At 50.2% G+C, this 26,852-nt stretch carries 20 protein-coding genes; 4 read left to right on the top strand and 16 right to left on the bottom strand.

Features of this window, described 5'->3' with window-relative positions:
* Positions 1 to 197: 197 nt before the first annotated feature.
* The 12 genes from M988_RS13840 to modE form a co-directional block, all read right to left on the bottom strand.
* Positions 198 to 3,338: an efflux RND transporter permease subunit gene (locus tag M988_RS13840; protein WP_064574625.1), complete on the bottom strand. Its 3,141-nt coding sequence runs from the start codon at positions 3,336 to 3,338 to the stop codon at positions 198 to 200.
* Complete coding sequence (locus M988_RS13835; protein ID WP_064574623.1) at positions 3,335 to 4,852, bottom strand: efflux RND transporter periplasmic adaptor subunit; 1,518 nt, start codon at positions 4,850 to 4,852, stop codon at positions 3,335 to 3,337. The genes M988_RS13840 and M988_RS13835 overlap by 4 nt, the downstream gene beginning before the upstream one ends.
* The gene (locus tag M988_RS13830; RefSeq protein WP_008812797.1) at positions 4,849 to 6,105 is read right to left on the bottom strand and encodes a TolC family protein; all 1,257 of its coding nucleotides are present in this window, start codon (positions 6,103 to 6,105) and stop codon (positions 4,849 to 4,851) included. The genes M988_RS13835 and M988_RS13830 overlap by 4 nt, the downstream gene beginning before the upstream one ends.
* Positions 6,106 to 6,117: 12 nt before the next feature.
* Positions 6,118 to 6,489: a copper-binding protein gene (locus tag M988_RS13825; RefSeq protein ID WP_064574621.1), complete on the bottom strand. Its 372-nt coding sequence runs from the start codon at positions 6,487 to 6,489 to the stop codon at positions 6,118 to 6,120.
* Between the two features lie 88 nt (positions 6,490 to 6,577).
* Positions 6,578 to 7,003 carry a hypothetical protein gene (locus M988_RS13820; RefSeq protein WP_064574618.1) on the bottom strand — a complete coding sequence of 142 codons (426 nt, stop codon included), beginning with the start codon at positions 7,001 to 7,003 and terminating at the stop codon, positions 6,578 to 6,580.
* Positions 7,004 to 7,585: 582 nt separating this feature from the next.
* Positions 7,586 to 8,641, bottom strand: a complete 1,056-nt coding sequence (gene galM / locus M988_RS13815; RefSeq protein ID WP_064574616.1) for a galactose-1-epimerase — start codon at positions 8,639 to 8,641, stop codon at positions 7,586 to 7,588.
* Entirely contained in the window at positions 8,635 to 9,792 is a 1,158-nt protein-coding gene (gene galK, locus M988_RS13810) for a galactokinase (protein WP_039187061.1), read from the bottom strand. The genes galM and galK overlap by 7 nt, the downstream gene beginning before the upstream one ends.
* A gap of 10 nt (positions 9,793 to 9,802) precedes the next feature.
* On the bottom strand, positions 9,803 to 10,852 hold the full coding sequence (gene galT, locus M988_RS13805) for a galactose-1-phosphate uridylyltransferase (RefSeq protein WP_064574614.1): 1,050 nt from the start codon (positions 10,850 to 10,852) through the stop codon (positions 9,803 to 9,805).
* Positions 10,853 to 10,874: 22 nt separating this feature from the next.
* Positions 10,875 to 11,891: a UDP-glucose 4-epimerase GalE gene (galE, locus tag M988_RS13800; RefSeq protein ID WP_008812803.1), complete on the bottom strand. Its 1,017-nt coding sequence runs from the start codon at positions 11,889 to 11,891 to the stop codon at positions 10,875 to 10,877.
* A 273-nt stretch (positions 11,892 to 12,164) separates the two neighbouring features.
* Positions 12,165 to 12,980: a CPBP family intramembrane glutamic endopeptidase gene (locus tag M988_RS13795; RefSeq protein ID WP_064574613.1), complete on the bottom strand. Its 816-nt coding sequence runs from the start codon at positions 12,978 to 12,980 to the stop codon at positions 12,165 to 12,167.
* A gap of 107 nt (positions 12,981 to 13,087) precedes the next feature.
* A complete protein-coding gene (gene modF, locus M988_RS13790) occupies positions 13,088 to 14,554 on the bottom strand; it encodes a molybdate ABC transporter ATP-binding protein ModF (RefSeq protein WP_064574611.1) in 1,467 nt (488 codons plus the stop codon).
* A gap of 153 nt (positions 14,555 to 14,707) precedes the next feature.
* The gene (gene modE / locus M988_RS13785; protein WP_064574610.1) at positions 14,708 to 15,499 is read right to left on the bottom strand and encodes a molybdenum-dependent transcriptional regulator; all 792 of its coding nucleotides are present in this window, start codon (positions 15,497 to 15,499) and stop codon (positions 14,708 to 14,710) included.
* Positions 15,500 to 15,705: 206 nt separating this feature from the next.
* Here modE and M988_RS13780 point away from each other — a divergent pair, with 206 nt between their 5' ends.
* The 4 genes from M988_RS13780 (at position 15,706) to modC (ending at position 18,581) form a co-directional block, all read left to right on the top strand.
* Entirely contained in the window at positions 15,706 to 15,855 is a 150-nt protein-coding gene (locus M988_RS13780) for an AcrZ family multidrug efflux pump-associated protein (protein WP_008812807.1), read from the top strand.
* 205 nt (positions 15,856 to 16,060) lie between these two features.
* Positions 16,061 to 16,828: a molybdate ABC transporter substrate-binding protein gene (gene modA, locus M988_RS13775; protein WP_064574608.1), complete on the top strand. Its 768-nt coding sequence runs from the start codon at positions 16,061 to 16,063 to the stop codon at positions 16,826 to 16,828.
* Positions 16,828 to 17,517 carry a molybdate ABC transporter permease subunit gene (modB, locus tag M988_RS13770; protein ID WP_004096300.1) on the top strand — a complete coding sequence of 230 codons (690 nt, stop codon included), beginning with the start codon at positions 16,828 to 16,830 and terminating at the stop codon, positions 17,515 to 17,517. The genes modA and modB overlap by 1 nt, the downstream gene beginning before the upstream one ends.
* A gap of 5 nt (positions 17,518 to 17,522) precedes the next feature.
* Positions 17,523 to 18,581 (top strand): molybdenum ABC transporter ATP-binding protein ModC, encoded by a 1,059-nt coding sequence (modC, locus tag M988_RS13765; RefSeq protein ID WP_008812809.1) that lies wholly within the window; start codon positions 17,523 to 17,525, stop codon positions 18,579 to 18,581.
* Between the two features lie 591 nt (positions 18,582 to 19,172).
* Here modC and M988_RS13760 read toward each other — a convergent pair.
* From M988_RS13760 to bioA, 4 genes are all read right to left on the bottom strand, one after another.
* Positions 19,173 to 19,991, bottom strand: a complete 819-nt coding sequence (locus tag M988_RS13760; RefSeq protein WP_064574606.1) for a pyridoxal phosphatase — start codon at positions 19,989 to 19,991, stop codon at positions 19,173 to 19,175.
* Positions 19,992 to 20,100: 109 nt separating this feature from the next.
* Positions 20,101 to 23,358 carry a DEAD/DEAH box helicase gene (locus tag M988_RS13755; RefSeq protein ID WP_064574604.1) on the bottom strand — a complete coding sequence of 1,086 codons (3,258 nt, stop codon included), beginning with the start codon at positions 23,356 to 23,358 and terminating at the stop codon, positions 20,101 to 20,103.
* A gap of 186 nt (positions 23,359 to 23,544) precedes the next feature.
* Complete coding sequence (gene ggt / locus M988_RS13750) at positions 23,545 to 25,293, bottom strand: gamma-glutamyltransferase (RefSeq protein ID WP_227660486.1); 1,749 nt, start codon at positions 25,291 to 25,293, stop codon at positions 23,545 to 23,547.
* 244 nt (positions 25,294 to 25,537) lie between these two features.
* Positions 25,538 to 26,827 carry an adenosylmethionine--8-amino-7-oxononanoate transaminase gene (gene bioA, locus M988_RS13745; protein ID WP_064574602.1) on the bottom strand — a complete coding sequence of 430 codons (1,290 nt, stop codon included), beginning with the start codon at positions 26,825 to 26,827 and terminating at the stop codon, positions 25,538 to 25,540.
* Between the last annotated feature and the right edge of the window lie 25 nt (positions 26,828 to 26,852).

Genomic DNA, 26,852 nt, shown 5'->3' with positions numbered 1-26,852 from the left:
ATTGCTGAGACATACAGCTACGTAATAAGCGTAGATGGCAATTCAAAGAAAAGGAATGAGACTTTTATAAAAGTGTCTTGAAAACAGTGAGAAACGGATAAATCTCAGGAGAATATATTCGTCTTATATCCCTAATTCAGTTGTTAGAGACGAAAAAGCACTGCCGTTTAAGGCAGTGCTTCGACGCGTGAGAGCCATCAGTCTTTAGGTGGCTGTTGCGCTTTTGCTGGGTGTAGCAATAAATATACCGCAGGGATCACCAGCATTGAGAGCAGAGGTGCGCTGACCATACCGCCAATCATCGGTGCTGCAATTCGTTGCATGACCTCAGAGCCCGTGCCGCCGCCCCACATTATAGGCAGTAAACCCGCCATAATCGTGGCTACCGTCATCACTTTCGGCCGTACTCGCAGCACGGCTCCTTCGTGTAACGCCGCCAACATTTGTTGATGAGTTAATGGTTGGTCACCTTGCTGATGTTTTTCAACGGCATGATTGAGGTAAAGCAGCATAATTACCCCAAACTCGGCTGACACACCCGCCAGAGCGATAAAGCCTACGGCACCAGCAACTGACAGATTATAACCTAGCAGATAAAGCAACCATACACCGCCGATTAGGGCGAAGGGCAGGGTGCACATAATCAGCAGGGCATCACGGATCTTGCCAAAGGTGATGTAGAGCAGGACAAAGATGATCATCAACGTAAGCGGTAATACCATTTGCAGCTTGGCGCTGGCGCGTTCCATATACTCGAATTGCCCTGACCAGCTTAACGAAACGCCTTCAGGCAATTTCACCTGTTCTGCTACCACGCTCTGCATTTCTTCGACTGCTGATTTCAGATCGCGGCCACGGAGGTCAACGTACACCCAATCAGAAAGACGCGCGTTTTCGCTTTTCAACATAGGTGGCCCTTCGCTAATGCGAACCTGAGCTAAATCCCCCAGCGCGACCTGAGCCCCGCTCGCGGTAACCACCGGTAACGCTCTTAGTTTCTCAACGGAATCGCGAATTTCACGTGGGTAGCGGATATTGATAGGGAATCGTTCTCGTCCTTCGATAGTTTCGCCAATATTTTCACCGCCGATAACGCTCGATACCAACGATTGCAGTTCTTTGACGGTCACTCCGTAGCGAGCTGCTGCGATGCGATTAATATCAATATCGATATAGCGCCCGCCGGTCATGCGCTCAGCTAGCGCAGACGTAACGCCTGGTACCTTTTGTACTACGCGTTCAATTTGTTCGGCGACGTCCCCAATCTGCTGTAGATTATTACCGTTAACCTTGATGCCCACGGGGCTTTTTATGCCAGTAGATAGCATATCCAGACGGTTACGAATCGGAGGCACCCAGACATTGGCAATCCCCGGTACCTGAACGCGAGCGTCGAGTTCGGCAATCAGCGTGTCCATGGTCATGCCTTCGCGCCACTGTTCGCGAGGTTTAAAGCGAATCGTTGTTTCCAGCATGGTGAGCGGGGCGGGATCGGTGGCGCTCTCCGCGCGGCCAGCTTTACCAAAGACGCTTTCGACTTCGGGTACGGTTTTGATTAAGCGATCGGTCAGTTGTAACAGGCGACTGGCTTCACGGGCAGAAATACCGGGCAGCGCTGAAGGCATGTACAACAAATCACCCTCGTCGAGCGATGGCATAAACTCACTGCCTAATCGACTTAGCGGATACGCAGTGGCTAACAGCAATGCGGCGGCTATCACCAACGTGGTTTTAGGACGCGCCAGCACCCAATCTAATAAAGGATGATAGGCTTTAATCAGCCAGCGGTTGATTGGATTCGCATTTTCATCAGGGATTTTTCCGCGAATAAAATAGCCCATCAGAACGGGGACTAGAGTAATACCTAAACCCGCGGAAACCGCCATGGCATACGTTTTTGTGAAGGCGAGTGGAGAGAACATTTTTCCCTCCTGCGCTTCTAGGGCGAATACTGGAATAAACGACAAAGTAATAATCAGTAAACTGCAAAACAGCGCTGGGCCCACCTCGACGGCGGCTTTTTCTGCGATCTTCCAATACTCGGCGTTGCTTGGCGTGCGATTTTCATTCTCGTGTCGCCACTGCTCGAGCACCTTATGCATGTTTTCGATCATCACGATCGCGGCATCGACCATAGCGCCAATGGCGATAGCAATACCTCCCAGCGACATGATATTAGCGTTCACCCCCTGATAATGCATGATGACGAACGCCCCCAAAATCCCCAACGGCAGACTGATAATGGCCACCAATGCCGAACGGAAATGGAATAGGAATAGCGCACAAATCACAGCAACCACGATGAACTCTTCCAGCAGTTTATGCGAAAGGGTGTCAATGGCGCGTTCAATGAGCTGAGAGCGATCGTAGGTTGTTACGATCTTCACGCCGGGAGGCAGACTTTTTTGCAATTCCTGCAGTTTGTCTTTGACGGCATTGATGGTTTCAAGGGCGTTTTTACCCGAGCGCATCACGATGATCCCACCCGCGACCTCACCCTCACCGTTGAGTTCGGCTACGCCACGGCGCATCTCCGGCCCTAAACGTAATGTTGCAACGTCAGATAGCATCACAGGCACGCCGTTACGGTTAGCGATGACGACGTTACGGAAGTCGTCTAGCGATTGCAGGTAACCAGAGGTTCGCACCATATATTCCGCTTCACCCAGTTCCAGAACCGAACCGCCGCCTTCCTGATTCGCGGATTTAATCGCGGTGGAGATTTGCTCATGGGTAACGTTAAGCGCGCGCATTTTCTCCGGCTGTAAGACAACCTGATACTGACGAACCATCCCGCCAACGCTGGCAACTTCGGAAACATTAGGCACTGTTTTTAGCTCATATTTCAGCGTCCAGTCCTGCAAGGCACGCAAATCGGCTAGGCTATATTTTCCTGTGGTATCGGTTAGCGCATATTCATAAACCCAGCCGACGCCGGTGGCATCGGGGCCTAATGATGCCTTGGCCTCTGGGGGCAGCGTAGACTGTGCCTGACTCAGGTACTCCAACACGCGTGATCGTGCCCAATAAGGATCAGTGCCGTCGTCAAACAGTACATAAACGTAAGAGTCGCCAAACATGGAGAAACCGCGCACGGTTTTAGCACCAGGCACTGATAGCATGGTGGTCGTGAGCGGATAGGTCACTAGATTTTCAACCACCTGTGGCGCTTTGCCAGGGTAGCTAACGCGAATAATGACCTGCGTATCCGAAAGGTCGGGCAGAGCATCCAGTGGTGCCTTCTGTACTGCCCATAACCCCCACACCGCAAGGCCGATAGCGGCGAGTAGCACCAGCAGGCGATTTTTGAGCGACCAGCGTATTACGGAGGCGATCATGATTGGCCTCCTGACATGTCCATTTTCATCTCTGCTGGCATGATGTGGCGGATAACAATGCCATTTTCATCCATGCTAAAGCTGAAGTTGATATGGGAGCCGAGTTGCACGCCTTCGGGCAGTTTTCCTCCTGGCAAGGTGAAGTCCATGGTCATGGGACCCCATTTCAGAGCGGGTATAGCTTCATGGCTGATTGTCACATTTTCGCCATCCACCGCTTTAATCACGCCGGTTGTTGTGTACTGAGCGGTTTGTGATATTTCGTCTGATGTCGTATCTGTGGCAGGTTTGTCATCACTAAATTGAGGTAACGCGTTACGTAGACTGGCTTCGGAATCGAGCATGAACTGGCCAGAGGTCACGACAGACTGCCCGACAGTGATGCCATCCTTGATTTCAACCCACTCACCTTGTGATTCACCGGTACGCACGGCAACCGGCGTAAAGTGTCCATTGCCGTCGCTTAACAGCAGGTGAGTATTTTCACCGGTAGTCATTAGTGCAGACTGTGGAACGGCCAATGCGCTGCGTTCATGACTGCTGATGCTGGCAACGTTTAAATACATGCCTGGTTTTAATTGCTGCTTAGGATTACTGAGTTCAATGCGCGCTTTTAGGTTACGGGTGGTTGCATCAAGTTCGGGCAACAGCTCGCTAACGCGTCCAGAGAAACTGACGCCCGGCCATGCGCTGCTAGTGGCGGTGACGCTATCGCCCAAGCGAAGCCTATCGGCCTGTGACTGCGGGTAATCAATGACAACCCATACCGGATCGAGACTGGCGAGTTCAAATAGTGGTTGAGCGGTTGCAACCTGCTGCCCTTCACGAACTTCTAGCTTAGAAACATAGCCGCTGCGCGGAGCCGCAATCGTCATACGAGGTTGTACTTTGCCGCTGCGTTCTACCGCACGGATAACGCTTTCAGGCATAAACTGCAGTGCTAAACGTTGGCGAGCAGCCTGAGTGAGCGCGTTATCACCCATTGCTCGGATTGCCAGATATTCTTGCTGAGCGCTGCTCCAACTCGGATTCCAGATGACGGCTAACGTTTCACCAGCTTTAACGCTTTGCTGCAAGGCTCTCACTTTTAACTGCTCGATAACTCCTGCGCTGGGAGCGGAGAGAGTGCTTAACGTGCGTTCATTGACCGCGACGGTGCCATAGGCTTTCAGATTACTGCTAAACGTATGGCGTTCAGCCACGGCGGTTTTTATGCCTAGATTTTGCTGCTGACGTGCGCTGATGCTGACGCCGTTATCGGATTCTGGTCCCGATTCATTGGCATAGCGCGGCACCAGCTCCATATCCATAAACGGGGATTTTCCTGGTTTATCGAATCGCTGGCCAGGAACCATGGGATCGTACCAATACAGCACTTTCCGACCATCATCTGAAGCCTGTTTAGTCGGCTCTACACCATGAGAATTGCGGGACTGTGAGCCTAACGTGTAGCCTCCCCAGCCAGCGATGATCAAGGCAGCAACAATAGCGCTTAACGTAAATTTATTTTTCATAGTGCAGCCCCTTGCGGAATGAGATAGCGGATTGAGGCCCAGATTTTGGCCATTTCACGTTCGGCAGCCACGGAGGCTAATTCGCTTTCCAAGAGGTCGCGTCGACCACTCATCACTTCGGCTAAGGAACTGCTACCTGCACGATATTGGGCTTCCAGCAGACGAATTTTTTGTTGCTGTAGCGGTACGACTTCTTGCTGTTGGCGCTGCCAACGGTTTTGCGCCGCCTGATATTGGGCAATGAGAGTATCTAGCTGAGCGCGATGATCTCGCTGAATGAGCGTGAGCTGATCGTTAGCCTCCATGCTGCGAGACACATCAGCGGCATAGTCTTTATCCTGACGTTTGGATTTAAACAGCGGCAGATCGACGGTAAACATAACGCCGGCCATATCCTCATAATCATCCCCACGTTTAGCGTAATAGACTTCTACTCCCACATCGGGCACGGCGGCGAGCGCAGTTTGCTCGGATCGGGCATGTGCAACGTCTGATTCACGTTTGGCCTGTAGCACTTCAGGATGGCGGTCGATAGCTTGAATGAGCACATCACGATCGGCAGGCAAGCGTTGATAGCGGGGCAGAGAACCCGCCGTGCGAACGTCGCTTTCGCCCGTTAGCTGCATCAGGCGAGCCTGCGCGACCTGTACATCGCGGCTGGCATCGGTGACCCGATCTTGCATCGCGGCTAAGGTGAGTTTGGCGTCAATGGCACTGCTCGGCGCACTACCGTTGGCAACGCTAGCATTTTGCAGTGGGAGTTGGCGTTGCCCTTCGCTGACCAATTTTTTGGCCTGCTCTTCGCTGCGCTGAGCTAATGCCAAATCGAGCCATGCTTGTGCGGTGTCTCGCTGTAGCTGAGCCCGAATGGCAAGCGAGTTAGCCGCTGTTTTAGCTGCTTCTGCGCGCAGGGTATCGGCCTTACGCTCTCGTTTTTCGCTGCTGACGTAGTCTTGCATAATGCCAACGCGCTGCATGGTCATCCCTTCACGCGTTAATCGTCGTCCGTTATCCCCGCCAACAGGGACGTTTTCGATACCAAACTTCAATTTTGGGTCGGGAAGTTGAGTGGCAGAGTCAGCCATGTTTTCCAGTGCATTAACCTGATGCTGGTTAGCTGAGAGCGCCGCCGAGTATTTTTGGGCGGCATTCAGGGCTTCATCCAAGCTCAGGTTTGCCGCTTGAGAAGCGGCAGGCAGGAAAAACATCGCCGCCAGCCACGCCGCAATGCGGCGCTGCTTTCGGTTTTGCATGATGTTTCTCCGTTACTGAACTGGATGAACTTCAGTTAATTGATAACCAGATTCGGTTTGAATAAAGCTGAAATTCACCTTGCTATCGGGTGCAACAGGCTTAATGGCGGAGGTTGACGGTAGAGAAAACGTCATGGTCATTGCTGGCCAATGCAGTGCTGGGATAGGTGCATGGGTTAGCGAGACGCCGTTCTCTTGGCTCCAGCTTTTCACGGTGCCAGAAGAATGATAGACGGTAGCGCTAGTGTCATGATGCTGCATGCTGTCATGCATATTGCTCATGTCATGATGTTGGGTATTGGCAAACAACGGTGTAGAAAGTGTCAATGCAGACAGAACGGCGGTTGTCACGCATAGGGCGCGGATATTGATGATATAAGACATAAAATAACTCCTGTAAAAAAGACGAAAAACCCGCTGTGCATTGGTAAAAACAGCACAGCAAAACCACATTGAGGTTTTACGTCAGGAGTTATTCTCTAAAGCGACAAAAGCGTATTTCGGCTGGAGGTCCGATGGAGGGGGGCTGACGCCATTCGACATCGGCAGGTAGCTCAACGGCAGCAAGATCTATCGCCGCAATTTCAGTACTCACGGGGATAGCATTTAACGTTAACTGCGCTTCAGCATGATCTTGCTTCATGCTGTCCGGAGAACAGTGCTTCTCGCACATGGTTTCCGACACTTGCATGTGATGCGCCACTACGGCAGGGGCACCCTGCATATGGGTCACATGCTGGATCATCGGCGCAGGGCCATCGACATTCATATTGCATTGGTGACCCGCAATAGCCAATTGCGCATTCAGTAACGCCCAACAAGCAACTAACACAGTCGCCCACACGTTTCTCACGCGTAGGTTATGCATTCGTTGCTGAAGTTTGCTGCTGATAGACATGGGAATGAACAGTCACTCAAAAATAATCGGCTTCCAGTTTAGCGTTTAGCATCAAGAGTGAACAAGGGCTAGAGGGTAAAGAACTGTCAGGAGAGGATGTTTTTTAAAATCAGTAGGTTGATTTAACTTTTTTGTTACTGATGGGTAACTTTTAGGGGCGTTGTGGTGAAAGGTTTCGTACGCCTAAAGCATCGAATATCACATAAGCCTTGTGCAGGTGTCCTTGTCGGCGAATCCTAGCCTTCATTCCTCACTTCGGCTGAAGAACAACGTGCCGGAAAAGGTCAACGTCAAAACAAAAAGCGTGGCCGGTTTTTAGTTTAAGTCTTCGTAGGGAGAGCCGGCACGACAGGGATGTCGTGACGGAGTTTGGGGCGCCCTGGATGGGCGATACCAAACCGGAGCGGAGATGGCATCTCGGATAAAAAGCGCGCGGATTGAAGGGGCGCGCTGGCGCCCCTCATCGGTCGCCTTCGCCAGCGGGTTCATGGAAACGCATTTGCTGACCGGCGAACGAAACATTTCACCGCAATCCCATAGAGGAACGCTCAGATGCCGCGAGTGTGCGCTACTGCCTAAAACTCACCCCTTCACCACAAACCAATATGTCGTTGCAGCCTGATACTTTTCACCTGGTTTTATAAAGCAATCTGGCTGCGGCCATTCAGGATGGTTAGGGGTATCAGGTAAAAACTCACTTTCTAACGCCACGCCGGCATAAGCCGCATATTGTGCGCCACGGCGATCCGGCGTTCCTGCCAAAAAATTACCGCTGTAAAGCTGCAGGGCAGGGGCATCAGTAAATACCTGCATTTCAATTTTGCCATCGGCTGCGGTGAGGATCGCGGCTGGGTGGCTGCCGTTATGGCAGGTGTCATGCAACAGATAGGCATGATCGTAGCCTTTGACGCGTTGTTGGCAGCGATCTTTCAGCAGGTCTTGTTGCAACGTTTTGGCTTGGCGGAAATCCATGCCGCTACCGGTGACGTCGGTGAGGTCTCCGCAGGGGATACCATCGCTTTCAACCGGCAGGTATTTATCAGCAAACAGCTGAAGTTTCTGCGCTAACGCATCGGTTGTTGAACCGTCGCCATCTAAATTGAAATAGGCATGGTTGGTTAAGTTTACCGGGCAGGTTTTATCTACGGTCGCCTGCCAGCTAATTTCAATACGGTTGTCTTCGGTTAAACGGTAGGTCGTTTGCACAGCAAGATGGCCAGGAAATCCCTGATCGCCATCGGCAGACTCCAACCGATAAGTGACGTGGTGAGTATCATGAGAAACGCGTTCCCAGCGGCGTTTGTCAAAACCTTCAGGACCACCGTGCAGGAGGTTTTCTCCTTGGCTTGGCTGCAAGACGATTTTCTCGCCTTGATAGACATATTGAGCCTTGGCAATACGGTTAGCATAGCGGCCAACGGTGGCACCGAAAAAAGCGCTTTGCTGAGTAAACTGTTCAGGTGTTTGGCAGCCGAGCAGTACCTCGCGCATGCTGCCATCGTTGAGTGCGATCTGACATGAGACCCAGGTAGCCCCCCAGTCCATAAAGGTTGCAACGCTACCGGACTTATTCGTCAACGTTGTGAATTGGAACGGTTCGCCATCAGGGCCTCGTGAAGATTCAGAGAAATTTAGCATACGCTGGCTCCCTGCGATGGGTAACAGACGTAGAAAGTCTCTTTAATCCCAGATTGCACCTGATATTCACGCTCAACGGTGGCACGGACTTCATCGACCAGATCCAGTGGCATCAGCGCAACAATACAGCCACCAAAACCACCGCCAGTCATACGAACGCCACCACGTTCGCCAATCACGTCTTTCACGATGTCGACTAATTTATCAATAGGCTTCACGGTGATTTCAAAATCGTCTCGCATGGAAGCGTGGGATTCAGCCATCAATGTTCCCATCAATTTGAGATCGCCCGCAGCGAGCGCTTTGGCAGCGGCTTCGGTGCGATCATTCTCCGTGATAACGTGGCGCGCACGACGAGCAACCAGAGGGTCAAGACCTGCCTGTTTGGCTTCGAATTCGGCCTGTGTAACATCACGAAGTGCTTTGACGTTGAAGTATTTTGCTGCGGCTTCGCATTGCTGGCGGCGTGTATTGTATTCGCTGTCAACAAGACCCCGTTTGACGTTGGAATTGATAATGACCACCGCAACGTCTTTTGGCATTGGTACGGAGTGGGTTTCGAGTGAACGGCAGTCAATCAATAAAGCATGCTTTTCTTCGCCTAAGGCCGAGATTAATTGATCCATAATCCCGCAGTTGCAGCCAACAAATTTGTTTTCCGCTTCTTGGCCATTTAGCGCTAGTTGCACGCCATCTAATGGTAAGTCATACAGCGCTTGAAATGCCTGCCCAACAGCAACCTCAAGCGAAGCAGAAGAACTTAATCCTGCGCCCTGTGGCACATTGCCGCTGATGACTAAATCAGCACCACCAAAGTTTGGGTTACGAATCTGCAAATATTTCACTACGCCGCGAACGTAGTTGCTCCACATTTTGGTGGGGTGGGATTCAAACGGCGCATCAAGAGAGAATTCATCTTGCTCATTATCATAGTCGGCGGCAATAACACGTACAGTACGATCGTCACGCTTGGCGCAACTAATCACCGTCTGATAATCGATGGCGCAAGGCAGTACGAAGCCATCATTATAATCTGTGTGTTCACCGATCAAATTTACACGACCCGGCGCCTGCACGGTCATTGCCGGAGCATAGCCAAAATAACGGGTAAAAATATCCTGTGTCACACTAGCAAGTTGTTGCAGACTCATTTTCGTTTCCTTATTTGGCATTGGCTTTACGGTAATGGACGTCGCTAACGGCACGCAGACGTTCGGCGGCTTGCTCTGCGGTTAAATCGCGCTGAGTTTCGGCCAGCATTTCGTAGCCGACCATAAATTTACGCACGGTTGCGGAGCGCAACAGTGGGGGATAGAAATGCGCATGCAACTGCCAGTGTACACAGTCAATCTCATGGAACGGTGCACCGTGCCAGCCCATAGAATATGGGAAGGAACACTGGAAAAGGTTGTCATAGCGACTGGTCAATTTTTTCAACGCAACCGCTAAATCAGCCCGTTGTTCTTCATTGATATCAGTCATACGCAGCAGGTGTGTTTTAGGCAGTAACAGTGTTTCGAACGGCCATGCTGCCCAGTAAGGCACAACGGCGATCCAATGCTGAGTTTCAACTACGGTGCGGCTACCATCGGCCATTTCACGCTTTGCGTAGTCCAACAGCATTGGAGAGTGATGCTCTGCGAAATAGGCTTGTTGTAAGCGATCTTCACGTGCGGCTTCATTTGGCAGGAAGCTGTTTGCCCAAATTTGACCGTGTGGATGCGGGTTTGAGCATCCCATCGCGGCACCTTTATTCTCAAAGACTTGCACCCACGGGTAGGTTTTACCTAGATCGGCGCTTTGCTGCTGCCAGGTTTTCACAATTTCTTCGAGTGCAGGCAGCGAGAGTTCAGGCAACGTTTCACTATGATCTGGCGAAAAACAGATGACGCGACTGGTGCCTCGTGCACTTTCACAGCGCATCAGTGGATCTTCATTTTGCGGAGCATCGGGCGTATCCGGCATCAGTGCGGCAAAATCATTGGTAAAAACATAGGTACCGGTGTAATTCGGATTTTTGTCTCCGGTGACACGCGTATTGCCCGCGCACAAAAAACAGTCGGGATCGTGCTGCGGTAGCTGTTGATTCGACGGTGTTTCCTGTGCACCCTGCCACGGGCGTTTAGCTCGATGCGGGGAGACCAACACCCACTGATCGGTCAATGGGTTATAACGGCGATGAGGGTGATCGACCGGATTAAATGTGGTCATTTTAGTCATGCTCCTTTGAATATTATTCTGGATAACCCTGTGGATTCTGTGACTGCCAGCGCCAAGTGTCCTGTGCCATATCGTCCAGAGTTCGAGTCACACGCCAGTCGAGGTCTTTATCTGCGCGAGTCGAGTCAGCCCAATAGGCGGCGAGATCGCCAGCGCGGCGTGGGGCAAAGTGATAATTGACTGGTTTTCCACAGGCTTTACTAAAGGCATTCACTACCTGCAAGACGCTATAACCCACACCTGCACCGAGGTTATAAATATGTACGCCAGGTTTATTGGTCATCACGTTTAGCGCGGCTAAGTGCCCATCAGCTAAATCGACAACGTGAATGTAGTCACGCACGCCGGTACCGTCTTCGGTGGGATAGTCATTGCCAAAAATAGCCAGAGAATCTCGGCGACCCACGGCAACTTGGGCAATATAGGGCATCAGGTTATTTGGAATTCCCTGTGGATCCTCCCCCATCAGGCCTGACGGATGCGCCCCAACGGGATTGAAATAGCGCAGCAGGCTGACGCTCCACTCAGGATCCGCGCGATGCAAATCCTCAAGAATTTGTTCAACCATCAATTTACTGCGTCCATACGGACTAGATGGGTTGCCAGTCGGGAAGTCTTCCACATAAGGGATTTTGGGCTGGTCGCCATAAACCGTCGCCGATGAACTGAAAATCATATTCTTAACGTTTGCCGCACGCATGGCTTCGAGTAAAACCAAGGTGCCGCTAACGTTATTATCGTAATACTCCAAAGGCTTTTGCACTGACTCGCCTACGGCTTTTAGCCCAGCAAAGTGAATAACGGAATCAACGCGGTTTTCAGCAAAAATGCGATCCAGCAATGCGCGGTCACGAATATCGCCCTGATACAGTGCGGGTGTCTTGCCGGTAAGCGTGTTGATGCGTTCCAAAACGCTGGCTTTGCTGTTGCAAAGATTGTCTAAGATGATTGGTGTATGCCCAGCGGCGATTAACTGAACACAAGTATGGCTGCCAATGTAACCGCTACCACCGGTGACTAAAACAATCATGATTCGCTCCTTTGGAACCTTCAATGTCATAAAGGTAGCATGAGAAAACCGTTAAAAAGGTGATCTATGCTAAATAAATGGAATCGTTTACACAACGATGTAAACGCCTAGTGTTAGGACTGGCATCCATTGTGAAGTGCGTAAGGTGGGTCTGCAAGCACGGATTTAGCGTCAGGAAGTGGTAACGCTTACACTTGGTCTGATTGAGCCGAGAAAAGTGTAACGCGGTCCTACAAAAAGGAGAATTCTGCAAGACCGCTGATGACGACTCACTTAAGCGTGGTACATCGGGTAGGTAAAGAACAGCAAATGGATAAGGTTAAGCCCGAAATGGAAGAGGGTTGCGACCCAGAGTCGACCGCTCCACATCCAAGCTATACCATAGATTACGCCCGCTAACCCAGCAAAAACCACCATCAGCCAACCGCCGGCATAATGAGCTAAACCGAAAATAACCGCAGTGATTAGCAGAGCCGGAAGATGGCCTAACCATCCGCTTAAACGTTGTTGTAGATAACCACGAAATAGAGCTTCTTCGGCCAGAGAGACAAAAAAGAGATTAGCCAGCGCAAATTGCCAAATCCAACTTGGCTGATGCAATTCAATGCGTAAGCCACCCAAAGCAACGGCGATAAGTAGCAAAGCAGGTACGCTGATACCCAATAGCAGCCAGTTCCAGTATGGACGAGAAGCGGTTGAGGAGGTGCGGAACAGCGTTGGCAATGCCAGCAGTAAGATAAATGGCACCAACGCTTTATCGAAATTGTAATACATTGAGAACGGCGCACTGTGCGGGCCTGCAATGACCTTATCGAGAATTTTTGGGTTATTGAAGCCAGGAACCAGATGCAGAAATAGCACGACGGCAGCCAAGACTAATAAGACTTCGCTGTTGAATCCCCCTTTTTGTTGGTTCTTCCAGCGATATCGAGCTACGCCAGCCAGAGCGACAACGGCCATAAAGCCGAGTGCATTAAAGTTTAATATGCCTTGGCTAAAAGCGAGAGCGGTGGCGGATAGGAGTAAGAAAGCGGATAGCTGTCGTTGAAACGAAAGTACGGCTAATGAAGCAGCAAGTGCACCCCACATAGGTAATTCCCTTAATATCTTATAGTTGAAGCCGAATGATAACACAGGGAAATTATTTAACTGCTCTGAGAAGCGGGCTTCGGTAAAAGAGGAAGCCCGCATGATAGTTAGATGCGATCTGTTTGATAGTGATAAGTATCGCCAGCGGGCACAAAAGTGAGACGGTGAGTAATACAATCGGGTGCATCTTCTGGATGATGGGAGACAAACAGTAATTGGCTGTTGCCATCTTTCATCAGAATATCAATCCAACGTTTGACCAACTGACGGTTGAGTGGGTCGAGCCCTTGCAATGGTTCATCCAAAATCAGCAACGCGGGATGTTTGACTAAAGCGCGGGCAATCAGCGCCAAGCGCTGCTGTCCCCAAGAAAGATCGTGAAATGGGTGATGACTTAAAGTACGCATGCCCAGTAATTCTAGCCATTGATCGGTGAGTTTTTCCTGTCGATCTGAGGTGGCTTGGTAGATACCAATCGAATCCAGAAAGCCGGACAAAATGACATTGCGCAAGCTAATGCTAACGCGATACTCCAGATGAAGATTACTGCTAACGTAACCGATGTGTTTTTTGATATCCCAAATGGTTTCACCACTGCCACGACGACGACCAAATAACGTGAGTTCGTTGCTGTAGCCTTGCGGATGATCGCCAGTAATCAAGCTTAAAAGCGTTGATTTTCCAGCGCCATTGGGTCCGACAATCTGCCAATGTTGATCGGGATCGACCTGCCAATCCAAATGATTGAGGATCGGGAGATCGTTGTACTGCACGACGCCGTCTTTGAGAATGATTCGTGGCTGATCGTCAGGTAATCGATCTTGCCTAGTGGGATCTTCAGTCTCAGGCAGCTGCATGCCATCAAGTTTTTCACTGTGGGCTAACTGAGCAACGAGCGCCTGAGAAAGTACTTCTGTGCGACTTCCCACCTGAGTGAGTTCGCATTCCGCCAAAACGCCGACGTGTTGTATAAAATCAGGAATATCGTCAAAGCGATTAAGCACTAACACGGTGGTGACGCCTTGGGCATTTAGCTCTTGTAGCATTTGTGCCAACTGGGCGCGTGAGTTGATATCCAGCCCATCAAAAGGTTCATCTAACACCAACAAATCGGGCTGTGACATCAGCGTTTGGCACAGCAGTGCTTTGCGCGTTTCACCGGTAGAAAGATACTTAAAACGTCGTGCTAGAAGTGACTCGATGCCAAACTGAGCGGCTAATTGTTCGCAGCGCTGCGCATTTTTGATATCTGATTGAATGATTTCAGCCACGGTGCGGCCAGTATCGTCTTCGCCTTCGCTGAGCATATCGGTGTTATTACGCTGCCACTCGTCGCTGAGTAGTTTTTGTAATTGCTCGAAAGAGAGCCTGATACTATGTACAAAATGCGACTCTGTTTGGCCGTTCAACAGCGGTAGTTCCTGCGTTAAAGCACGTGCTAACGCCGATTTTCCGCTGCCGTTTGCCCCGACGAAAGCCCAACTTTCACCAGAGTGGATGATCAGGCTGGGTAAAAACAGCGTGCGGGTATCGCTGAGGCGAAATCGTGCCTGTGCAAAGGTTAGCGAGGTCATACGGCTCCCAATATCGTCATTTTTTAGTTACTAGGGATAAGCAGAACGTGAGAGAGAGTCAAGGACAGAAGCGAGAGATTTTACTGATAAGCCACATAACGGAGCGATATCCCTCCGGCTAGGGAGGGAACGCTATTTTATCAAGGAGAGAACTTAGGCTAAGGTGGCTAAAATCACCTGATCGGCGTTGAATTGTGCCGTTACGGTTTTCCCTAAGCTTAATTTCAGATGCGCCATATTCTGGTTATCGACGGTCGAACACAGCGTGACGCCACCTTCGAGTTGCACTAGGACTTCGCTATTCTCAGAACCAAGCTGAATATGGCTTACTTTTCCAGTCAAATTATTGTCTGCTGCACCGGCGAGCGATTCGTCAGTGGTGAGTTTTACCCATGGTGCTTTGATCAGCACCAATACTTCTTTGCCCGGCGCTAATGCCAAACGCTCGGCGCTTTGTTCGGTAATTGCTGCACGTAATACCGTTTTGCCATCGGCAAGTTGTACGCTTAGGTGTTGCTGAACCTGCTGGTGATCGCGTTCGGTTACAGTGCCAAAAAATTGGTTACGTGCACTGGTCTGCAAAGAAAAGCGGGCAATTGCTGCTAGCAGGCTGTCCAGTGGGAGATCGTCTTTATTCAGCACATCAAAGGCTTTTTGCTGAATTTGCCCTAGCAAGTCGTACAGAGCAATCAGACGTTCGCCGTAACGAGTAATTTTTGCACCGCCGCCGCCTTTACCTCCCGTGGCGCGTTCAACCAACGTCTCTTCCGAGAGCTGATTCATTTCATTGACGGCATCCCACGCACTTTTATAGCTAATGCCAGCCAGCTTTGCCCCCTGACTGATAGAACCGGTGTGGCGTACCTGTTTGAGTAATTCGATACGACGCGGGTCGGCAAACAGGCGTTGCTGGAGTTTTAGCGTCAGTAAAATTTCGGCTTGCATAAGGTTCATCCTTCACAGGTTATCACTGTATTTTCGCTGATAACGGCCCCAAGACGCAAACCGCATTGTCTGATTAACACTAGACCGCACATTTGAGCCGTACATTTTACGCTAAGCTGTTTAATATATGCGGCGACATTCTGTATTATGAGTCAGCCTTGGAAAATGCAGCATGATTGCTGCTACCAACACTGAGTGAGGTTGTTATGTTGGAATTACTGAAAAGTCTGGTATTCGCTGCAATCATGGTTCCCGTGGTTATGGCCGCTATACTTGGCTTGATTTATGGCTTGGGAGAAGTGTTTAACATTATCTCTAGTATTGGCCATTCTGAAGAAAAACGTTCGAATCATTAAAACGTGATGCCTTTCCTGTTACGCCCAGCGATGCTGGGCGTTTCTACATTTTGCTAACGCTATTTCTGTTCGATGCGTTCTCGCTAAATTTCTCATAAATCAAACCCACCTCATGTTTACTGATATTGTCAGTGACACTTTAGAATGCAACGTCATATAATCGACTACATAACGTATGGCATAACATCATTCTATGGAGTCTGAGATGAAAGCGTGGAATAAACTGGCAGTAGGTACCCTTCTTGCCGTTGGCGTAAGCCAATTCGCCGTGGCGCAAGAGAAAGTCACCGTATTTGCCGCAGCATCGCTGACCAATGCGTTGCAAGATATTGCTGCACAGTATGAAAAAGGCAAAGACGTGAAAATTGTGTCTTCTTTTGCCTCTTCTTCTACGTTGGCGCGCCAGATTGATCAGGGTGCACCTGCCGATCTGTTTATCTCGGCCGACCAGCAGTGGATGGATTTCGCTATTGATAAAAAAGCAATGGTTGCCGATACCCGTATTACTCTGCTGGGTAATGAATTAGTGCTGGTGGCGTCTAAAGACAGCAAAATCGATAAAGTGAACATCGACAAAAAAACTGACTGGAAAGCATTGCTGAACGGTGGCCGTTTGGCGGTTGGCGATCCAGATCACGTCCCAGCAGGTATTTATGCGAAAGAAGCGCTACAGAAACTGGGCGCGTGGGACGAACTGTCTCCACAAATGGCACGCGCGAATGACGTCCGTGCCGCACTGGCGCTGGTGGAACGCGATGAGGCTCCGCTCGGAGTTGTGTACGGCTCTGATGCTGTTGCCAGTAAAAAAGTGAAGGTTGTCGGTATTTTCCCTGCCGACTCACACAAACCTGTTGAATACCCAATGGCGATAGTTAAAGACAAACAAACGCCTGCGGTTACCGCCTTCTATGATTACCTGCGTACTCCTGAAGCCGCAGCCATCTTTACTCGTTATGGATTTACTCCGCGCTAATGTTTCTGAGTGCATATGAGTGGGAAGCGGTTGTCCTTAGCCTGCAAGTGGCAGGGACGGCCGTTATCTTCAGCCTTCCTGTTGGCATTTTTACCGCATGGGTATTGGTCCGTTGCAATTTTCCTGGTAAGTCTCTGCTCGACAGTATCATCCATCTGCCATTGGTTTTACCGCCCGTGGTAATTGGATACTTACTTTTGGTTGGCATGGGGCGCAAAGGTGTTATTGGCGCTTGGCTATACGACTGGTTCGGTTTTAGCTTCAGTTTCAGTTGGCACGGAGCCGCGTTGGCGTCGGCGGTGGTTGCTTTTCCGTTAATGGTTCGTGCTATTCGTTTAGCGCTGTCTGCCGTTGATTCTAAGCTTGAACAAGCGGCGCGTACGCTCGGCGCAAATCCGTGGCGAGTTTTTTTCACTATTACGCTACCGCTATCGTTTCCGGGCATTTTAGCCGGAACCGTGCTTGCCTTTGCCCGTTCGTTAGGTGAGTTTGGTGCGACAATTACCTTTGTTTCCAATATTCCGGGTGAAACACGAACCATCCCGCTAGCCATGTATACGCTGATTGAAACCCCAGGCGCTGAAGCCGACGCCGCACGATTATGTGCTATCGCTATTGTGCTATCACTGGTTTCATTGCTGTTATCAGAATGGTTGGCGCGCTGGAGCCAGAAACGCTTGGGAGGCTAAGACGCATGTTAGAACTTGATATTCATCAGCGCCTTGGCGATCTGAATTTAGACGTTAAAGCGACCCTTCCTTCAAAGGGGATCACCGCCATTTTTGGCCTATCCGGTGCGGGAAAAACGTCGCTCATCAACGTGATTGGCGGGCTTACTCGTCCGCAGAAAGGCTCAGTTATCCTGAACGGACGAGCGCTGGTTGATTGCCAACGCCGTATCTGTCTACCGCCAGAAAAGCGTCGCATCGGTTACGTGTTTCAAGACGCGCGGTTGTTTCCACACTATCGGGTGCGTGGAAATTTGGAATATGGCATGGCTGATTCAATGCGCTCGCAGTTTGACAGTATCGTGCGATTACTGGGTATTGAGGCGTTACTAGACCGTTTTCCCTTCAGCTTATCGGGAGGCGAAAAGCAGCGTGTTGCGATTGGTCGCGCGTTACTCACAGCACCCGAAGTGATGCTGATGGATGAGCCGTTAGCTTCGCTGGATTTACCACGTAAACGCGAGCTGTTGCCCTATCTGGAGCGTTTGGCGCAGGACGTCAATATTCCGATCTTGTACGTCAGCCATAGTATGGATGAGATCCTTCAGTTAGCGGATCATGTGTTGCTGCTTGATCAAGGAAAAGTTCGGGCATTTGGTTTGCTCGAAGACGTATGGGCTAGCAGCGCCTTGCGCCCATGGCTGCAGAAAGAAGAGCAGAGCAGCGTGCTGAACGTGAGTGTGTTAAAGCACCATGAATCCTATGCGATGACGGCGCTGTCTGTGGGCTCACAGCATATTTGGGTGGGAAAATTGGATGTGCAGCCACAAACCCATTTACGTATCCGCATCAATGCCGCCGATGTTTCTTTAGTGCCTGAACCGCCTGTGGCGAGCAGTATTCGCAATATACTAGCGGCCACAGTACTTGAGTGTCTGGATGTCGATGGTCAGGTAGAAGTGAAGCTATCGGTAGGGAATGCGATTCTTTGGGCGCGTATTACACCGTGGGCTCGAGATGACTTGAATATCCACGCCGGCCAGCAGCTTTATGCGCAGATAAAAAGCGTGTCTATTAGCCGTTAAAATCAGAGAATCATAAAAACAAAAAACTCCGCATTTTAGCGGAGTTTTTTGTTATGCATTACCTGTCGGTTGGTTGCCGAAGGTAAATTATGCATGGCACGATCACCCTAACGAACAGGAGTATAACGATAGATTCACTCATTCTGCAATATGCCTGTATCTTAAGAATGATGTAAAACAATGTGAATATACAAAGATAAATAACTGTATATATAATCAGTTCTGTTAGGTGCGGATTACCATGTTAAGGGGTAATGATTTCTTAAGTCCTAGCTGATGCGGGTGGTGCTGGTCAGTGCCTTGGCTTGGAGCATGGTACGATCGCCCTAACATGTGATCTTGGTATGGCGATAGGCAGTGTGAAGGTAAACCGTGCCAGTATCATGCTCCTTGATGCAGGGAGCAAACGGGTGAGTCTACTATCAGCAATTATTGTTGTTTTAGAATTCATTGTCGCAGCGATGCGGCTGATTGACTTGCTGTTCTAGCATTTTCAGAACAGGCAGTTGAAACGTAGCTAAGGCGTGAGGGAATAACACTTCTCCCTCACCCTTAAAGAATAAGTCTGAAAATGCTGCTATCGAATTGAAACTATAGAACGTTTTGTTTTAGGAAGTCGGCAATTGAGGTTTCTTCATTTCCACCAATCACTGCTTTAGCGCGCGCTTTGACTTCATCGGCGCTGTTGCCCATAGCAACACCAAGTCCGACATTTTCTAGCATACTGATATCATTAAAGTTATCGCCAAAAGCAATCACTTCAGACATGTCAATGCCGCGTGACGCGACGTATTCGGCTAGGCGATTTCCTTTGCTGTTACCTGATTGAGCCACATCGACCTGATCGTGCCACGACCACTCGCAGGTCAGTCCCAAATCGGCTTCAACGCCGTCGGCAAAGGCGCGAAGTTTAGCGATATCGGCGTCTGAGGTCGCAAATTTCCAGATAGATTTCACATCATTAGCGGCTTGTTGCAGGCTATCGACCTGAATGAGTGTCGGACGCTGATTTTCAGGCAATGACTCGGCCCATGCATGTGAGCGAATCACATGCCCGCTGGTTTGCTGGTATAGCATGGCGTCGTCAACGTACATCAGGCCGTGGATATTCATTTGATCTAAACGATCTAAAACTTGGTGGGCTTGAGCGGGAGCCAACGGATTTGATGCTAAAACGCTGCGCGCCTGATAGTCATATAGATAGGTGCCATTACAGCAAATCGCTGGAGTTGTTAATTTCAGAGCCTGATAGAAAGGATGAATCGCAATATGGTGGCGTCCCGTAACAATCATCACTTCTAGACCCGCTTTACGTGCCAAATCTAGTGCAGCCAACGATTCTGGTAGTATCTGCTTACGACTCGTCAGCAGGGTACCGTCCAAATCAAGTGCAATCATGCGGTAGCTCATAAACGTTCCTTTAATGGGTAATAGTCATTCTGATTATAATTAGCGTGATATTTTCACCTGAATATTACACCCACACGCTAATTTGAAAAATGTAAAACTGCCGTTGAGCTTAGGGCATAGGTTCAAACAGAGCGCTAAGATCGTCGGCGGAGAATTTGGTCGTTCCACTGCTATCTTCAGATAAAATACTGTTTGCCAACGCTGCTTTTTTATCCTGCAGTGCCACGATTTTCTCTTCAATGCTGCCAGCGGCAATCAGTTTATAAACAAAGACAGGCTTATCTTGCCCCATGCGGTGTGCACGATCGGTAGCCTGATTCTCTGCGGCAGGGTTCCACCAAGGGTCGTAATGTATGACCGTATCGGCTGCGGTCAAGTTTAAGCCCACGCCACCCGCTTTCAGACTGATCAAGAACAGAGGAACTTCCCCTCGCTGGAAACGTTGCACAGGTGCATGACGATCGGCCGTTGAGCCTGTCAACGTCACATAGGCGATACCTGCTTTATCTAGCGCTTGAGAAATCAAATCGAGCATGCCGGTGAATTGAGAAAACAGCAAAATGCGGCGGCCTTCTTCAATCATTTCCGGCAAGAGTTCAAGGAGGAGCTCGAGCTTGGCTGACTCTTTGACTAAAGCCGCCTTTTCTAGATTCACCAAGCGCGGATCGCAGCATACCTGTCGCAGCTTCAGCAGGGCGTCTAAGACGATAATGTGGCTGCGTGCCATGCCTTGTGAATCTATCGCGGTGCGTACTTTCTCCTGCATGGCAGTACGTACGGTTTCGTAGAGATCGCGCTGCGAGCCTTTAAGTTCAACGGTACGTAATAGCGTAGTCTTTGGTGGCAGCTCGGTAGCGACATCATCTTTGCGACGGCGTAGCATAAATGGTCGAATGCGACGTACGAGGAGATCGCGTCTGACATTATCTCCATCCCTTTCAATAGGGACACGCCAGCGCTGATTAAACTCTTTTTGGCTACCCAAGAATCCTGGCAGCAGGAAATCGAACAACGACCATATTTCTCCTAGATGATTCTCCAACGGCGTACCGGTTAAGCACAGTCGATGACGGGCATTTAAATCCCTTAATGCCGTCGCCGCACGCGTAGTCGCGTTTTTTACATACTGTGCTTCATCAAGGATCAATAGGTGGTAATCGTGCTGGGTCAGCACTTTTTGATCGCGCCACAGTAGCGAATAGGTGGTAAGGATCAAATCAAACTGATCTATCTGATCAAAATGTTCTTTGCGCTGCGGGCCGTTGAGAACCAGTACGTTGAGGTCTGGCGTGAAGCGTGCAGCCTCTTCGCGCCAGTTATGTACCAGCGTTGTCGGCACGACGATCAGAGCAGGGCGATCGAGCCGTCCCGCTTCTTTTTCAGCAAGTATGTGCGCCAGCGTTTGTACCGTTTTTCCTAGACCCATGTCATCGGCGAGAACACCGGAAATATCGTGCTGGCGTAAGAACTGCATCCAGCTTAAACCTTGATGCTGATAGCTGCGCAGCGTTGCCTGCAATCCAAGAGGAATGGGAACCAGCTGCAATCTGGGCCCGTCCTGAAGACGTTGTGCCAACTCCTGAATCGAGGTGTCGCCGTGAAACTGCCAGCGCCCGGTATCGCTTAACGCGGCTAAACGACCCGCATCGAGAGATGAAACTTTAAGTGTTCCCGTGCCGTTGCCAAGCTGAGCAAAGAGGTCAACCAGTACACGAACGACGGGCTTCAAGCGGTTAGCGGCGATGCGTAAACGTTCACCTTGTTCTGTGCTAAGAATAATACCTTCATCGTCGGCGATATTTTCTAACTCACCGTCTAGCCAGCGACGGTCTCGTCGAAACAGATCTGCGAGCAGTGGCTCTAATCGTACGGTGCGTTCACCCACCAAAATCCCCATTTCAACGTCAAACCAACCCTCTTCAGAAGATTGCACACTGCCGCTGATATCATTGATATCAATAACATTAAAGCTAGAGTCACGCGTCATGACGATGCGCCAGCCTTTATTTTCCAGCGTTGGCAAGGTATGGCTGACAAACAGTGGCCAACTTTCTGGGCTCGGAAGACCATAAATATCGGCAGGTAACGTGGGTGGGCGGGTTTTATCACTTAATATGATGGGCTCTAGGCCGCAGTTTTTCAGCTCTTTAGCCCGTCGCTTTTCAATTTCAATACGACGCTGGATCTGAATCACGCTGCCGTCGTCAGACGGAAACAGTGTCGTGTCATGCTTCGGATCGACGCTGATCCCCTCATAATCAAAGCTGAAGGTGGCAAAATCGAGCGGCCAGTTACGATAACCATAGTTGCCAAAGCCACCCATATAGACATTTTGGGTATCGAGTTTGAGTACCGGCACCGGCTCGACATCAATCACTCGGAGATCTGATGATGTTACCGTTGGTGGCTGCGGTAGTTCAGGCGCAATTTCACCGAGCACGGCGGCAACCAAAGGTGCTTCGCCAAGCGAGATCGGTGGCATGGATAGAAATTCGTCCAACTGGGGAAATGGTTTGGCTAGCTCAGCCACTCCGGCTTCACCACTTTGCGTATCGATATACCACGGGGGAGTTGTCGGTAACACAACGGAGGCCTGTGGTTGTGTTTGCAACACGGGACGCAGGCGGTTATCGGGGAGTCTCTGCCATTGGATATCACCTGAACGAGGTTCACCGAGATATAAAGGTTCATTGGAATCACTGACAAAGAAACGGCCCGTGGCCATCATTTTACGAATAAGCTCTGAGCCGCTGTTGCCCTGAAGTTCAAATGCCGCTATACCGTTGCGCGGGCGCTCCAGCCAGAGTTCGCGCAAAATTTGAAAATCTTCAGGCGTAACAAATTTGGGGGGCTTGGATAGCGCAGGCTCAATGTTATTCCACTGCTGATCAATGCTTCGAATTGAGCCGTCTTTATCTAATTTGGCTTTAAATAAACGGATCTCATGATGCTGGCGATGTTCTGACCAGGCTAAAACATAGGCTAAGGTTTGCGTCGGCTTTTTGGCAGACGCTGGCGTTATTTGCTGTGCACGAAAGGCTTCTAACCAGCGTAAAAGTTCCGGACGCGCTCCGGTTGAGGTCGTTTCTTGTTCTTCAAGACCGGCCAATAGAACGGCAGCAACGTGCTTGCAGTTAAAGCCGACAGGGCAGGAACATTCGCCTTCAATACGTAATTGATTTTGTTTGTTGTGAAAATAGATGGCGACCGCGTAGGGGCGGCGCTCGGTTCCCTGTACCTTGGCAGTAAGCATATTACCTTGCCAGTGTAGTTGCGAAACGGCGCGAGAATAGTCTCGTGCCTTAGCTAAGGTCGCATGACCAAGCCATTGAGCAACCTGTGTCCGGTCATAGGAAACTGACGGCATTATCTTGATCTCTTCTTCATCGTTTGAAAGGAAAATGGCAGCAATTAGACGTTGAGAAGTTTTCGTCCATTGATGTTGCTGTGCACATCAGCACGAAAAAAAGAAAAGGTATTCTAACAGATAAAGCGCTATAAGGGGGCGATGCCCCTAATCTCTTAGGGGCAGAAAGCGATAATGTGGTACAGATTAATATCCGACGGCAGAACCTGATGGGCGACGGACGTCGTTTGCGCCGTAGATAAACCCTTCTCGTACTTTACCCGATACCGCAGAGTCATTGCCGGAACTCTCCGAACTTACTCCGGCTGCTCCTGGCAAACCGACCATAATCAGTTCAGCAGCGCCCCAAGGGGTTTGCTCCACTAATTTATAACCGCGTTCCTGCAGTAATTTTTGTGTATCAGGTGAAAGTCCGCGCTGTTCGAAATAAACCTCATCTGGCAGCCATTGGTGATGAATGCGTGGTGCATCTACGGCTTCCTGTGGCGCCATTCCATGATCGATAACGTTCAATACCGTTTGCAACGTGATGGTGATGATACGTGAACCGCCTGGCGAGCCTACGACCATAAACACTTTGCCATCTTTCGTTACCAGCGTTGGCGTCATGGATGACAGCGGGCGTTTACCCGGCGCGATGGCGTTGGTCGCGCCTTGTACTAACCCATACATATTTTGCTCGCCCACTTTGACGGTGAAATCATCCATTTCGTCATTGAGGAAGAAACCAGTGCCCGGTGCAATCACCACCGAACCAAAACGTCCATTAATGGTATAGGTGGTTGAAACGGCATTGCCATTGTGGTCGACAATCGAATAGTGCGTAGTTTCGGGCTTTTCATGCGGCTCCATACCCGGTTGAACCTTGCTGGAAGGTGTTGCGGTTTCGGGTTGGATCTGTTTACGGATCTCTACCGCATACTCTTTGCTCAGTAGCTTCTCCGTTGGGTTTTTGACAAATGCCGGATCGCCCAAGAACGTATTGCGATCCATATAGGCATGGCGCATTGCTTCGGTCATGGTGTGGATGGTTTGTGCTGAGTTAAAACCGGATGTCTTCAGGTCGTAGCCTTCCAGAACATTCAGGATTTCACACAGCGTTACACCCCCTGAGCTCGGCGGTGGTGCGGAAACAAATTCATATCCACGATAGGAGCAGGTAATCGGTGCTGTTTCTGCAATGCGATAATTAGCAAAGTCTTGGGCCGTGAGAATGCCGCCGCCTTTTTTCGCTGCGGTCTCAACGGCCTGCGGAATTTTTCCGTGGTAGAACGCATCCGGCCCGTTTTGAGCAATCGCTTCTAACGTGTTGGCTAAGTCGGTTTGAATCAGGCGATCGCCGGGCTGAAATGGTTCGCCGTCTTTGCGTAGAAAAATACGGGCAGCTTCCGGATCATCACGAAATTTTGCGATGGTGGTGTCTAAGATATCGGTATCGCCACGATTAAGAATAAAACCTTCACGCGCCAGCTTGATTGCGGGGGCCATTACCTGTTGGCGAGTCAGCTTACCGTATTTTCGCTGAGCGGTATCAAGTCCTAGCACGGTTCCCGGAACGCCCGAGGCCAGATAGCCATAGAGGCTAGCGCCTTTTTTCACGGCGCCTTTTTCATCGAGATACATATTGGCACTGGCTGCTGCCGGAGCAGTTTCACGGAAGTTAATAAAAGTGTTTTCGCCGTTGGCTAAGTGGATCGTCATAAACCCGCCGCCGCCGATGTTACCGCAGCAGGGGTTAACCACCGCCTGCGCATAGCCCACGGCCACGGCGGCATCAATTGCGTTGCCGCCCATTTTTAGAATATCAACACCAACCTGCGAGGCGAGATGCTGAGAACTTACTACCATCCCGTTTTTTGCTTCAACGGCGGGCATTGAGGCCGCATAGGCGCCCTGAAAGAGTGCTAAAGAGAGCGCTGATAGCGCCAGAGCCATAGGCCATTTATTCATAGTAAAACCCCTGTCTAATCTTGTTATTGGCGGTGTTGCGCTCGTGGGCGCGAACTATCGTTATCGCGAGTATGAGTAAAAGCAAAATCTAGGCCAGCATTCAGCTTGGCGAATGAGTAACCAAATAAGGATAGACGGGAATGAGAAAATATGAGGAATAAGAGCAGACATCTACTCAGCTATCCCGCAGAAGAGAACGCCGAGTAGATGTTTGAGAGCAAGGGGGGATTTAGTCGAGGAAATGCGAGCTTATATCCAGCGCTCCAGTAACAGCGCGGGTTAATTGGCTAAGCTGTTGGGGAGAAATAATGTACGGTGGCATCAGATAAATGAGCTTGCCAAATGGGCGTACCCAAACGCCTTGCTCAACGAAATAGCGTTGTAAATTTGCCATATTGACTGATTTATGCGTTTCAATCACACCAATAGCGCCCAAAACACGAGCCTGTTTCACCTGCGGATGTTCAGCAAGTGGCAACAACTGCTGCTTAAGCTGTTGCTCAATGGCATTCACCTGCGATCTCCACTCTCCGCTGGCAAGAATATCCATACTGGCTACGGCCGTCGCGCAGGCCAGAGGATTTCCCATAAACGTTGGTCCATGCATGAAGCATCCGGCTTCACCATTGCTGATGGTTTCAGCCACATTTCGTGTGGTGATCGCTGCAGATAGCGTCATATATCCCCCAGTAATGGCTTTGCCTAAACAGAGAATATCGGGAGTGATCCCTGCATGTTCGCAGGCGAATAGTTTGCCTGTGCGACCAAAGCCCGTGGCGATTTCATCAGCGATCAGCAGCACACCATGGCGCTCACAGGCTGCACGTACTAGCTTGAGGTAGCGTGGGTGATAGAAACGCATTCCGCCAGCGCCTTGCACGATAGGCTCAAGAATAACCGCTGCAATTTCTTGATGATGCGCGGCTAACAGACGAGCAAAAGGAACAAAGTCTATTTCCTTCCACTCATCATCAAAGGCACATTGCGGCGCAGGTGCGAACAGATGCTCCGGTAAATAACCTTGATACAAGCTATGCATTGAATTTTGTGGATCGCATACCGACATCGCGCCAAAGGTATCGCCGTGATAACCGTGACTAAGCGTCAAGAATCGCTGTCGTTTTTCACCCCGTGCATGCCAATACTGTAGTGCCATTTTCATTGCAACTTCGACTGCGACCGAACCGGAATCGGCAAGGAACACACATTCGAGCGCTTTCGGCGTCATATCCACTAAGCGCTGGCAGAGCGTGACGGCAGAGGGATGAGTGATCCCGCCAAACATCACGTGTGACATGGCTGATAGCTGCTGAGTGATGGCCTGATTTAGCGTTGGATGATTGTAGCCATGGATCGCCGCCCACCATGAAGACATACCGTCAACGAGCTGGCGTCCATCGTCCAAATGTAGCTCGCAGCCTTGCGCGGAGGTGACTGGATAGCACGGTAGCGGATGGGTCATAGAAGTGTACGGATGCCAGATGTGGCGGCGGTCGAACTCGATATCAGCTGGGGTCATAATAAGTATTGGTAAACTAAAATAG

Source organism: Hafnia paralvei ATCC 29927 (assembly GCF_001655005.1).
GTDB classification, from domain to species: Bacteria; Pseudomonadota; Gammaproteobacteria; order Enterobacterales; family Enterobacteriaceae; genus Hafnia; species Hafnia paralvei.
The sequence above is the reverse complement of the archived record's forward strand: the minus strand, read 5'-3'. Positions and strand labels throughout refer to the sequence as shown.